This window comes from Longimicrobium sp., from assembly GCF_036399255.1.
Taxonomy (GTDB): domain Bacteria; phylum Gemmatimonadota; class Gemmatimonadetes; order Longimicrobiales; family Longimicrobiaceae; genus Longimicrobium.
Genome location: NZ_DASWNM010000051.1, coordinates 1 through 12,402 on the forward strand (window position 1 = coordinate 1; position 12,402 = coordinate 12,402).

General features: G+C 70.1%; 6 protein-coding genes and 1 tRNA gene. 3 read left to right on the forward strand and 4 right to left on the reverse strand.

The window, feature by feature from the left end:
• Positions 1-544: 544 nt before the first annotated feature.
• The gene (locus VGC13_RS08760) at positions 545-1,405 is read left to right on the forward strand and encodes a GNAT family N-acetyltransferase (RefSeq protein ID WP_331124859.1); all 861 of its coding nucleotides are present in this window, start codon (positions 545-547) and stop codon (positions 1,403-1,405) included.
• Positions 1,406-2,334: 929 nt separating this feature from the next.
• Here the strand turns inward: VGC13_RS08760 and VGC13_RS08765 are convergent.
• Entirely contained in the window at positions 2,335-2,496 is a 162-nt protein-coding gene (locus VGC13_RS08765; protein ID WP_331124860.1) for a hypothetical protein, read from the reverse strand.
• Positions 2,497-3,102: 606 nt separating this feature from the next.
• On the opposite strand from VGC13_RS08765, the gene VGC13_RS08770 reads away from it, so the two are divergent.
• Entirely contained in the window at positions 3,103-5,589 is a 2,487-nt protein-coding gene (locus VGC13_RS08770; protein WP_331124861.1) for a TonB-dependent receptor domain-containing protein, read from the forward strand.
• Positions 5,590-6,378: 789 nt separating this feature from the next.
• Positions 6,379-9,075, forward strand: coding sequence for a DUF5916 domain-containing protein (locus VGC13_RS08775; RefSeq protein ID WP_331124862.1), 2,697 nt, complete (start codon positions 6,379-6,381; stop codon positions 9,073-9,075).
• A gap of 135 nt (positions 9,076-9,210) precedes the next feature.
• On the opposite strand, the gene ligD is transcribed toward VGC13_RS08775, so the two are convergent.
• The 3 genes from ligD to VGC13_RS08790 all read right to left on the reverse strand — a co-directional run bounded on the left by ligD (position 9,211) and on the right by VGC13_RS08790 (position 11,925).
• Entirely contained in the window at positions 9,211-11,097 is a 1,887-nt protein-coding gene (gene ligD / locus VGC13_RS08780; RefSeq protein WP_331124863.1) for a DNA ligase D, read from the reverse strand.
• Between the two features lie 137 nt (positions 11,098-11,234).
• Positions 11,235-11,305, reverse strand: a tRNA-Gln gene (locus tag VGC13_RS08785).
• 71 nt (positions 11,306-11,376) lie between these two features.
• Positions 11,377-11,925 carry an NADPH-dependent FMN reductase gene (locus VGC13_RS08790; RefSeq protein WP_331124864.1) on the reverse strand — a complete coding sequence of 183 codons (549 nt, stop codon included), beginning with the start codon at positions 11,923-11,925 and terminating at the stop codon, positions 11,377-11,379.
• Between the last annotated feature and the right edge of the window lie 477 nt (positions 11,926-12,402).

Genomic DNA, 12,402 nt, shown 5'->3' on the forward strand with positions numbered 1-12,402 from the left:
CAGTTGTATCGTTGCCTACGGCGCGCGCAGCCCGACCCGGAGCGCAGCGGAGGGACACGCCCACATTCGCCGTTCGTCCTTTTGGTTCCGGCTACGCCGGGTTAGGGAATAGGGAATAGGGAATAGGGAATAGGGGACAGGTTACAGGGGACAGCGGCGACGGCGGGGTGGATGCCGCTACTGCTGGCCCAGGGTCCGTGAGGGAGGGTCTGCGCGGCAGGTGGGGAACTCACACGGAGTCAACGGAGTTCTCTCGTGCCGTTTCCTCCGTGCTCATGGTGCGAAACGCTGATCCGTGGTGGGCGGGGGCATGGCGCTCCGGCCGACGAGGCACGAGCCGGCGTGGGCTGCCGGGAACGGGAAGGAGTTGGAATGCGGCAGGGGGCCATCCGCGTTTTTTGTGGGGAGTGATGCGGATCGCCCGACGCTCTCCGCGTCGCACCGGGACAGGCCGCCACGACCACCTGATGCGCGATCTTGAGCGCCATCCACCCACGCGGAAGCCCATCCTGACACCCGCCCTCCCCGACACCGGCCACCGCTGATGCAGATCCGCTCGCTGGGGTATCGCACGGACCTGATCTTTTCCCGCTTTCAGGGAATGATCGTGGATCGCGGCGACTGCCTCGTCATCCGCACGCCCTCGAATCCCGGCTGGTACTGGGGCAACTACCTGCTCTTCCGCGACCCGCCGGGGGACGGCGCGCTGCGCGAGTGGACGCAGCGGTTCCACGCGGAGATCGCGTCGCACCAGCCGGCGCCGCACATGGCGTTCGGCTGGGATTCGCCGGAGGGGGAGCCGGGGGTGCTGGAGCCGTTCCTGGCCGAGGGCTTCATCCTGAACGGGAACGTGGTGCTCACCGCCGACGCCGTGTCGCCTCCGCCGCACCCAAACGCGGAGGTGCGGATCCGGTCCCTGGCGACGGACGCCGAGTGGATGCAGGCGCTGGAAAACCAGGTGGCCTGCCACGCGGCCGAGTTCCCGCTCCCCGCGTACCGCGCGTTCAAAGCGCGGCAGATGGAGGATTATCGACGGATGGCGGAGGCGGGCCTCGGCGCGTGGCTGGGGGCGTACCTGGACGGGCGGCTGGTGGCGGACCTGGGCGTGTTCGCGGACGGACCGGTCGCGCGCTTCCAGGCGGTGGAAACGCATCCCGACTTTCGCCGACGCGGAATCTGCGGGACGCTGGTCTGGCACGGCGCCCGGCACGCACGGGCCGTGCTGGGCGCGGAGCGGCTGGTGATGCTGGCCGACGAGCACTACCACGCCGGCCGCATCTACGAATCCCTCGGCTTTCGCCGCACCGAACGCCAGCTGGGGCTGGAGCTGAGGCCGGCACGTGAGCCGGCCGGCGGATCCAGGCCGCGAAAGACCCGTCTCAAGACGGCTGCAGAGTCTGTCTGAGCCGAGCGGGTGAGCGGGTGAGCGCGTGAGCGGGTGAACGGGTGAACGGGTGAACGGGTGAACGGGTGATGAGGTGCGGACACAGCCGGTGGATGCTCCGCAAAGCCCGGTGAGATGAGCGGGTAGGCCCGTGGGGGAAGGCGACTCGGATGATGGGAATCCGGGTCGAGGACGCCGCCCGAGCAGCGCTGCCATCTCCCGTGAAGCCGTTCCGCATCAGCGCCGCGCCACCATCCGCAACAACGCCTCGCGCGGGAGCGCCGCCTAAGAGGGTGTTGCTAAACCTCACATCCATGACGAAGCGGTGACTTCCTGAGAGGGTGTTGCCACCCCCCAAACTCACGACGAAGTGATGACTTCCTGAGGGAGCGCACCACGCGTAACCCGATGCCAGACAACCGCCTGCGCGCGACCGAAGGACCTCGTCCCGGTGGCGCAGGGGCCAGATCAGGGCACGGGACCAGCTCCGTCGTTCTGCTGGCGAGGTCCTTCGGTCGGCGCCAGGGTGCAGTGTACAAGCGAGTTGTGGAGCGGCGCTTCCCTCAGGAAGTCAATCACGCCGGGAGGGTTGGGCAACACCCCTCTCAGAGTGGGTTTAAGAATCCCCTGCGCTCGCGCCCGTCTGTCATTTCGAAGGAGGCGCCACACCGCACCATCGGCTCGCACGAAATCCTGTGCGCCGACTGAGAAATCTACTGTCTGCTGCTGGTGCCCCGTCGCACCGCTCCGGCACTGGCCCTGTCCGCCCGTGTCGTAGCCGCGAAGCAGGCACGGCTACCGCGTCTGCCCTCCAGCAATCCGACAGTAGATTCCTCGGCCCTGCAACCTCTGGTGTGAAAGCAGGCTACGGCGTGGCCGGGCCTCGGAATGACAGCGCTGGTAGATCTGCCTGGATGTGCAGCGTCGAATTCTTGAACACCCTCTCATTATCAGGCATGGGCCGCCGCCGGCACGGGGACCAGCGCGTCCAGCTCGTCCCACGCGTAGCGCTCCAGCGCCGCCTCCTGGGCGGGCGGCTGGGCCCCGACGCATTCCCAGGTGTGCCGGCTGGGCCAGTCGCTGCTCTCCGAGAGCGTGGGCCTTCCCGTCACCGCGCAGTGCGACAAGGGAAATCCCCCGCGCTGCCGCTTTCACATCCCCCTGAAGCCGCCGGTCCCGCAACGCTTTTGAAAACCCGGATCCATCTGGTGTGAACCAATTTACGATCCGCGGGTACAGAGCGGGATGGAAACATTTGAGGAACAGAGGCGACCCTCGCCGGGGCCTCTGTTCCTCTCTGTTTTCCTCTGCTCCCTCCCTGCCCCGACTCCTTCGCCGGACCTGGGATCACATCGAACGGACGCGCGGAACGGCGGACCCTGTCCGCGCGGCTCCATCAGGAATTCGATGTGAGACAAAGCAGTTCCACTCCAGACGCGGGGTCGCGAAGAGAGCGCCCGTGCGTCACCTCGTTCGCATCCGGCGCAGCGGTTTCAACGGCTCGGCCGATCCGTCCGGCTTACGCAGTGGCGTGAACCGGAAATCGAAGCCCGGACACGGCACCAGGGCCGTGCCGCCGGGATCCGGACGCTGAAACCTGCCCCGCGAACGCTGCGTAGCGCCCCCTGTCCCTGGAACCACCCCGCTGCCGCAAAAAGACCGCGGCGCGCCACGGACCCCAGACGATCGACGGTCCCCTTCCCCCCGGAGTTCCTTCCATGAAGCGCCTTGTCGTTGCCACCGCCCTTACCCTGCTGAGCGCCGCGCCCGCGCTGGCCCAGGCCCCCGGCCAGAGACCGCCCGGCCAGCAGCCGGCCCAGCCGCCCGCCGCCGGCCCCGGCGAGATCCGCGGCACCGTGGTGGACGCGGAAAGCAGCGCACCCGTGGGCGCGGCCAGCGTAGAGGTGTGGAGCACGGCGGATTCCGCCCTGGTCGCGGGCGCCATCGCCCGGCCGGACGGCTCCTTCCGCATCCAGGGGCTGCGCCCCGGGACGTACTACCTGCGGGTGAGCATGATGGGGTACGGCCCCCAGCGCACGGCCCCGCTCACCGTGGCCGCCGCGTCGCCGCGGGCCAACGCCGGCAGCGTGGGGCTGACGCGGCGCGCGCTGGTGCTCGACGCCATCGGCGTCGAGGCGGAGCGCCCCGCCATCTCCATCGCCCCCGACCGCAACGCCTACTCCACCCGCGACGTGGCCCCCGCCGCCACCACCGCCAGCGAGGTGCTCGAGGCGGTGCCCTCGGTGCAGGTGGACGCGGACGGCAAGGTGAGCCTGCGCGGCAACGAGAACGTGGTGGTGCAGATCAACGGCCGCCCCTCGCCCATCCGCGGCGAGCAGCTGGCGGGGTACCTGCGGCAGCTTCCCGCCAACACGCTGGACCGGGTCGAGGTCATCCCCAACCCGTCGGCGCGGCACGACCCCGAGGGAATGGCCGGCATCATCAACATCATCCTCAAGCAGAACGTCGACCTGGGGCTGAGCGGCGGGCTCACGCTGGTCGCCTCCACCGCCGACCGCTACACGGCGTCCGGCAACCTGGGGTACCAGCAGGGCCCCGCCACGATGTTCTTCAGCTACGGCTTCACCACCGACGACCGCAGCCAGAGCGGCATCAACGACCGCACCCGCCTGGGCGCGCAGCGGGCGCCCACGTCCATCACCGAGCAGGACATCAGCGGCAGCAACGGCAACAGCGGCCACAACCTGAACGCCACGCTGGACTACCGGCTGGGCGAGCGCGACGTGCTGAGCAACGCGCTGCTGCTGAACCTGCGCGGCGAGACGGACGAGTCGCTGAGCGCGTACACCGAGCTGGACGGCACCCGGCTGCTGCTGGACGCCTACGACCGCGTGCAGGACTCGCGGACCGACAACTGGATGGGCGACTATACCCTGGCCTGGAAGCGCACGCTGGAGCCGCAGCGCCACGAGCTCACGGCCGAGGTGCGCGTGAACGCCAGCGACGAGGACGACCGCAACCTGCTCTGGCGCCAGGCCGGCGAGGGCGGCGCCCTGACCGACGCGGAGGACAACCGCACCGACGCGCGCACGTACCAGCTCACCGCGCAGGCCGACTACACCCGCACCCTGGCCGAGCGCACCAAGCTGGAGACGGGGTACCGGGGCAACGCCCGCTGGCTGGACCGCGACTTCACCGTGCTGCGCGACGTGTCGGGCTCCGGCGTGTGGGTGAGCGACCCCCTGAGCAACGCCCTGGAGTTCGACGAGACGGTGAACGCCGTGTACGGCGTGGTGAGCCACGGCACCGGCGCGCTTGAGCTGCAGGCGGGGCTGCGGGCCGAGTACGCCACCCGCGAGTTCTCGCTGGCCGACAGCGCCGGGAGCTTTCCGTACGACTACACCAGCTTCTTTCCCAGCGGCCTGGCCAGCTACAGCCTGAGCGACCGGACCCAGGTCAAGCTCAGCTACTCGCGCCGCATCCGCCGCCCGGGAAGCCAGGAGCTGAACCCGTTCCCGGCGTTCTTCGACCTGCAGAACGTATTCCTGGGCAACCCCCGGCTGAACCCGGAGTACACGGACGCCATCGAGCTGGGGGTGCAGCACTCGGGGCAGCTGGGCTCGCTGCAGCTGTCGCCCTTCTACCGCCGCACCACCGACGTCATCCGCTTCATCGTCAACACCGACGACGTGGTGGCGGGGCGCGAGGTCACCTCCATCAGCTTCAGGAACCTGGCGACGGGAAGCTCGTGGGGCGCCGACCTGAACGGCACGCTGCGGCTGGGCTCGCGGTTCAGCGGCCTGGCGGCGCTCAACGTCTTCAAGATGGTCACCGAGGGCGGATCGGGTGAGGCCAGCCTCTCGTCCGACGCGGTCACTTGGTCGGGACGGGTCAACGGCACCTTCAACCTCACGCCCCGCACGGCGGTCACGGCGGCGTACTTCTACCGCGCGCCCATGAACGTCGAGGGCGGCCGCTTCGACGCCTTCGGGTTCGCCAACCTGTCCGTGCGCCAGAAGATGCGCGGCGACCGCATGACGGTGACCCTGCGCCTGTCGGACCCGTTCAACACGCAGCGCTTCCGCATTCGCGCGGGCGACGACAACGTCATCCAGCTCACCGAGCGCACCTTCACCTCGCGCGCCATTCACCTGGGCGTGCAGTACACCTTCGGCCGGCCGCCCCGCGTGCGGCAGCCGCGCCAGGACCCGCAGCCCGAGCCCACGACGCCGTTCGGCGGCTGACGCCAGACGCCTCACGCAGAGGCGCGGAAACGCGGAGAGAGGAAGGGACGGCCCTTCCTCTCTCCGCGTTTCTGCGTCCCTGCGACTGCGTGCGGCCGATTTTTTTCGATTGATCGCAGATGTGGCTGCGGGCAACGCCGCGGGTCCGCCGCGCGGCACGGCCTGCCGTCGTGCCGTCGCAAGCTCCCGCAACGGTGAGTATCGCGGACTCTTCCATAGACACCGTTCCCGCCGTGTACGCGCCGCGGCCGGCGGGCGCCTCCACCTGCCGCGCGTCTTTTTCAAGAGCCTGCCCCCGCCGTCGAGCCGGAAGGGAGCGCCGGTGCGTCCGCTGGACCGGGACGCCGCTCCACCTTCCGTGCGTCCGGGAGTCCACGGGATCGCGCGGCGGGTATCGGTGACGGCTGGCTCCCGGGCGCTCCGGCGGCATGGGTGCCTCCCTCGAAAAACGCGGATGGCCCCCTGCCACGTTCCACCCCTCCGCCGACCCGTATGCTTTGCCTCGACCGGGTACCGTGCCGCGGCGATGGATCGGGTGCTCACCCCCCGCCGGCCCATGATCCGCCGCCCCCGCGACGAATCGGCGAAGAACCTCGTTTCCGAATCCTGGACCGACGACGAAGCATTCTCCGCGCACCGTTATCTGGCGGAAACTGGACAGGCACCGGGGCGCGTAGGAAGGCCCGGCGCGGCTGGCGAAATCCGCATCGCGCCCCATGCAAACCTTTCGGCGCGCCCGGGCATCAGAGCGTCGTACGGTCCCGTCCCGCCTTCTACCGCGTTTTCCACATGCGTGCTTCCCGATATTCGCTGCTTGCCGCGGCGGTGCTCGCCGCCGCGCCCGCCGCCGCCCAGGACGGCGCCCATCCTAACGAGGGGCCGGCGGTGTCCGCGCACCGCGCCACCGGCGTCGTGCTGGACGGGCGGCTGGACGAGGCGGTGTGGGCCACGCCGGCCCCGGCCACCGGCTTTCGCCAGCAGGACCCGCGCGAGGGCGAGCCCGCCTCGCGCACCGAGGTGCGCTTTGCCTACGACGACGGCGCGCTGTACGTGGGCGCCCGCATGTACGACTCGCTGGGCGCCGCCGGCGTAAGCCGCCAGCTCACCCGCCGCGACGCCGAGGTGGAGAGCGACTGGATCCAGCTGGTCTTCGACACCTACCACGACCACGCCGGCCGCACCGTCCTGCAGGTGAACCCGTCCGGGGTGAAGTACGACGCCGGCCAGGCCTCCCCCAACGCCGACCCGTCGTGGGACCCGGTGTGGGAGGTGGAGACCGGGGTGGATTCGCTGGGATGGACGGCGGAGATGCGCATTCCCTGGAGCCAGCTGCGCTTCAGCAGCGCGGTGGACCAGACGTGGGGCGTGCAGGTGTGGCGCTACGTGCAGCGGCTCAACGAGATGTCGATGTGGTCGTTCTGGGGGAAGGAAGAGCCGGGCGGCCCGCCCCGCTTTGGCCACCTGTCCGGGATGCGCATCGAGCGGCGGCCGCGGGGGCTCGAGATCATGCCCTACGCCCTGGCGCGCGCCAGCTACGTCACCCCCACGCAGGCGGGAAGCCCCTTTCAGAACGAGCGCGACTACGACACCCGCATCGGCGCCGACGTCCGCGCGCTGCTGGGAAGCAACCTTACGCTCAGCGCCACCATCAACCCCGACTTCGGGCAGGTGGAGCAGGACCCGGCGGTGGTCAACCTGAGCCAGTTCGAGAGCTTTTTCGACGAAAAGCGCCCCTTTTTCGTGGAAGGGAGCGGGCTGCTGAGCTTTGGCGGGTTCAGCTGCTTCAACTGCAGCAACGCCAGCAGCATGTCGCTGTTCTACTCGCGCCGCATCGGCCGGTCGCCGCAGGGCGGGCTGCCCGACGGCTACGACTTCAGCGACCGGCCCGCCAACACGCGCCTGCTGGCCGCCGCCAAGCTCACCGGCCGCACCAGCGGCGGCTGGCAGATCGGCGCGGTCGAGGCGGTAACGGCGCGCGAGACGGGGCGCGTGCGCAACCTGGACGGCACGGGCCAGGAGGTGACGGTGGAGCCGTTCACCAACTACCTGATGGGCCGCGTAAAGCGCACCACCGGCGGGGGCAGCCGCACCTGGGGCCTCATCGCCACCTCCGTCTTCCGCGGCTTCGGCGACGACGACGGCGCGCTCCGCGGCCAGATCCCCGAGCACGCCGAGGCGGTGGGCGCCGACTGGTCGCTCACCTGGAAGAACCAGACGTACCGGCTGATGGGGAACGTGGCGCTCAGCAACGTCTCGGGCGACTCGCTGGCCATCCGCCGCCTGCAGCGCAGCAGCGCCCGCTACTTTCAGCGGCCGGACCGCGAGGCGGGGGGCAACGGGCTGTTCAGCAACGAATTTGACGGCGGCGCCACCTGGCTGCGCGGCTTTGGCGGATACGCCCGGCTCAGCAAGGATAGCGGGCCGTGGATGTGGGAAACGCAGGTGAACTACCGCAGCCCGGGGTTCGAGGTGAACGACATGGCGTTCCTGAGCACCGCCGACTACGTGTGGATGAACGCCAACCTGGTGCGTCAGTTCACCCGGCCGGGACGCTGGTACCGCGACCTGTGGCTTTCCGCGGGCGGGCAGCAGCAGGTGAACTTCGACGGCGACCGCAACGACCTGCAGTTTCACCAGTTCACCCAGGCCACGTTCCACAACTACTGGCAGGCGGCGGTCTACGCGCACGTGCGCCCCGAGGTGTACGCCGACCGCACCACGCGCGGCGGCGCCACGGTGCGGCGCCCGGCCAGCTGGTTCGTGGGGCCGCGGTTCAGCACCGACTCGCGCAAGAAGCTGGTGTTCTCGTTCGAGCCCGGCTTTGGCGGCACCTCAATCGGCGAGCGCTTCTTCGAGGGCGGCGCCAGCGTGCGCTACAAGCCCACCACCAACGTGCAGCTCAGCTTTGGCCCCTCGTACAACTACGGGGTCAACGAGACGCAGTACGTGGCGGCCTTCGACGATCCCACGGCCACCGGCTTCTTTGGCCGGCGCGTGGTGTTCGCCGAACTCGAGCAGCACGTGCTTTCGCTGGACACGCGCGTCAACTGGACCTTCAGCCCCACGCTGTCGCTGGAGCTGTTCGCCCAGCCGTTCGTGGCCACGGGCGACTACCGCGACTACAAGGAGTTCGTGCGCCCGCGCTCGGCCGACACGCGCGCGTTCACCCCCGGGGAGCTGGCGGTGGTCGAGACGGCGGCGGACGGGCGGCCGGTGCGCTACCGGCTGGACACGGACGGCGACCCGGCCAGCGACCAGAACTTCCGCTTCTTCAACAACAGCTTCAACGTGCGCTCGCTGCGGGGCAACGCGGTGCTGCGGTGGGAGTACCGTCCGGGGAGCACGCTGTTCTTCGTCTGGCAGCAGCAGCGCAGCGGCGACGAGCCCTTCGGCGACTTCCAGCTGGGCCGCGACACCGGCGCCATCTTCGACTCGCGCCCCGACAACGTGTTCGTGATCAAGGCCACCTACTGGCTGGGCACCTGATCCACGGCCGTAGCACAAGAAAGGGGGGGGTACAGAGGGGCAGAGAACAGCCAGAGGAGCAGAGGAGACCGATCTTCCTCTGCTCCTCTGGCTTTTGTCTGTCCCTCTGTACCCCCGCTTTTCAGGGAGCCCGCATCACGCCCACAGGTCGCCCACCTCGGCGACGCGCGCGGGCATCGACTCCAGCGTGAACCGGCGCGGATCCAGCCCCTCGGACAGCTCCGTCCACGCCAGCGGGGCCGACACGGTGCCGTGCGGCGTGTTGCGCGCCGCGTAGGCGCCGGCCACGTTCGCGCCGCGCCGCGACATCAGGTGGTCCACGTACACGCTGCCGCGCGGCCGCGCCGACGCGCTCCGCTCGATCGTCGCGCTCCCCTTTGCCCGCCGCGCCACCTCGCGCGCCAGCTGCTCCACCGCCTTTCCCGCCGTGGCGACGGGCGTGCCGGCGGGCATCGTTACGTACACGTGCAGCCCCGCGCGCCCGGAGGTCTTGAGCCGCGCCCGCAGCCCCGCCGCGTCCACCACCTCGCGCGCGGCCATCGCCACCTCCACCACGCGGGCGAAGTCCGCGCCCGGCATGGGGTCCAGGTCCAGGACCACGTAGTCCTGCGTGTCCGGGTGCTGCACGCGCACGTGCCAGGGATCGTGCGAGATGGCGCCGCGGGCGATGGTGAACAGCAGCGTCGGCAGGTCGCCGCCCACCAGCATCCGCTTTTGCGCGCTCCCCACCCGCACCGTCTCCACGCGGATGCCCGGCGGCGTGTCGGCGGGGGCGCTCTGGCGGTAGACGGGCCGCTTTCCCGGAAACCCGGGAAAGTACGCCACCGCCAGCGGCCGGTCGCGCATGGCGGGCAGCACGTACGGCGCCATCCGCACGTAATAGCGCAGCAGGTCGCCGCGGGTGAACGGCGCTCCCGGGTACATCGACCGCTCCAGCCCCGCCACCTGCAGCGGCACCCCGTCCACCTCCACCGTCCCCGCGCCGCCCGCGTCCTCCATCTCCCGCAGCGCCTCTTCCAGCCGCGCGGCGCCCGCGACCTCCGCCGCCGACGCGGAGGCGGATGCGCGAAGCTCCGTGGCGGACTTGTCGTCGCGCAGGCCCAGGTAGGTGGAGTCGCGCAGCTTGCCCGCGGAGGTGCGCTCGGCGTAGCGGATCTCGGCCACCAGCCGCGGCTGGGCCCAGTGGTGCCCCTGCACCAGGTGCGGGACGGGATCGAACGGGCTGTCCGCGCGCTCCAGCGCCAGCAGCGCCTCGTGCAGCGTGCGCAGGGTGCGGTCGCTGAAGCCTTTGCCCGTGTGGCCCACGTACCGCAGCCGCCCCTCGGCGTCGTACTCGCCCAGCAGAATGGCGCCCAGCCGGCGCGCGGCGTTCGTGGGGTCCGTCCATCCCCCGATGACGAACTCCTCCTGCGGGGTCAGCTTGATCTTGAGCCAGTGCCGCGACCGCGCGCCCGGCTCGTAGGCGGACTCGGCGCGCTTGGCGATGATCCCCTCCCAGCCGCCGCGCCGCGCGCGCTCCATCAGCGCCGCCGCGTCATCCGCCCGCTCGCCCAGGCGGATGCGCTCCGTCTGGCGGCCGCGCAGCAGCTTCTCCAGCGCCGCGCGGCGGCGGGAAAGCGGATCGCCCACCAGCGCGTCGCGGCCGGTCAGCAGCAGGTCGTACGCCACGTACGCCGCCGGCTGCTCGCGCGCCAGCCGGGCGATGGCGCCGCGCTTTTCGATGTGCATGCGCCCCTGCAGCGCCTCGAAGCGCACGATCTCGCCCTCGCGCAGCGCCACGATCTCGCCGTCCAGCACCAGGTCCGCGTCCACCGCCGCGCGCAGCTCGCCCAGCGCGGCGACGAGCTCCGGAAACTGCGCCGCCTTGTCGTTGCCGTTGCGCGTCAGCAGCACCACCGCGCCCCCGGTGACGATGGCGATGGCGCGGATGCCGTCGTACTTGGGCTCGAACACCCAGTCCCCGCCCTTTGGCGGAGTCCGGGCGAGCGTCGCGAGCATCGGGCGAAAGTCGGGCGTGGCCATGCGTGCGGATGTGCGGCGGAAGCGGGCTCCAGAGCCGCCCATCGCGCACATATCACGCCATCAAGAGTACATTCTGTACACTTACGATCACGGCAAAAACGCCGCAAGTCTCTGTGGATAAGAGACTTGCGGCGTAGTTGCCCCCGGAGGATTCGAACCTCCACTAACAGTTCCAAAGACTGCTGTGCTGCCCTTACACCAGGGGGCAATGCCGCGCGGAGGCCGGCCGGAACCAGACCTCCGCGCGCCCCAAAAAGCTATGCAGACAGCGGGTTTGGGTCAACCCGCACCGCCTTCACCCGCGTTGGCGGACCGGGCGAGCGCCGCGAACGCGGCCCGGATCGCGCCGACAGCCTCGGGTCCCGCGGTCGGCGCGCCCTCAGCCGTGCGGTCCAGCGGTGCGTCGAACGGCGAGCCGGGCACCAGGTCGGCGGACATCGTCCGCAGCGTCTCGGCAAGCGATGCCTGCGCGTGCGTGGAGCGCGGCGACGCATTCAGCAGGGCGATCGGCTTTCCCGGGATCTCGCTCCCGCCCACCAGCCAGTCCAGCGCGTTCTTCAGCGAGCCGGGAACCCCGTGCGCGTACTCCGGGCTGGAGATCAGGATCGCATCCGCGCCCGCCACCCGCATCCTGAGGTCCCGCACCGCCGTAGGGAGATCGGGATCGTCCAGCGCCTTGTCGAGGTCCGGATTGAAGTGCGGAAGATCGCCCAATCCATCGTACAGCGTCACCTCCACCCCGTCCGGCGCCAGTTCGGCCGCGGCCATGAGCAGGATGGTGTTGGACGACGAGGCGCGGAGACTTCCCGAGATCGCGAGGATTCGCACGGCGGATTGATGGATGTCGAGCCAGTGATGTACGGCGGCGTGTCGCTTTCCTCGCACGCCGCGGCAAACCGACTCCGCCCGCGGCCTCAGAGGGTGTTGCTAAACCCCAAACTCACGAAGAGGCGATGACTTCCTGAGGGAGCGCACCACGCGTAACCAGAAGCCACACAGACGCCTGCGCGCGACCGAAGGATCTCGTCCGCCTTCGCGAAGGACCGTCCTCCTCCGGGCGCGGCAGCCGACCCCTCGGTTCTGCCAGCGAGATCCTTCGGTCGGCGCCAAAGTCCATCGTACCCGCAGGTTGCGTAGCGGCGCCTCCCTCAGGAAGTCAATCGCAGGGCGGGGTTTAGCAACACCCTCTCACAGCCCCGCGCAGTTTGCGGGGCTTTTCGCTTTTCCAGCCGCGGGTTCATCCGCCCGGGATCGAGCCCGGCCGGCGACGCACCCATCCCCGCTTTCACCCGCCCGCAACGGACC

Bases quoted from the DNA above. Each gene is read 5' to 3' on its own strand.
- VGC13_RS08760 (WP_331124859.1), top strand. From the start codon at position 545: ATGCAGATCCGCTCGCTGGGGTATCGCACGGACCTGATCTTTTCCCGC.
- VGC13_RS08770 (WP_331124861.1), top strand. From the start codon at position 3,103: ATGAAGCGCCTTGTCGTTGCCACCGCCCTTACCCTGCTGAGCGCCGCG.
- VGC13_RS08775 (WP_331124862.1), top strand. From the start codon at position 6,379: ATGCGTGCTTCCCGATATTCGCTGCTTGCCGCGGCGGTGCTCGCCGCC.
- ligD (WP_331124863.1), bottom strand. From the start codon at position 11,097: ATGGCCACGCCCGACTTTCGCCCGATGCTCGCGACGCTCGCCCGGACT.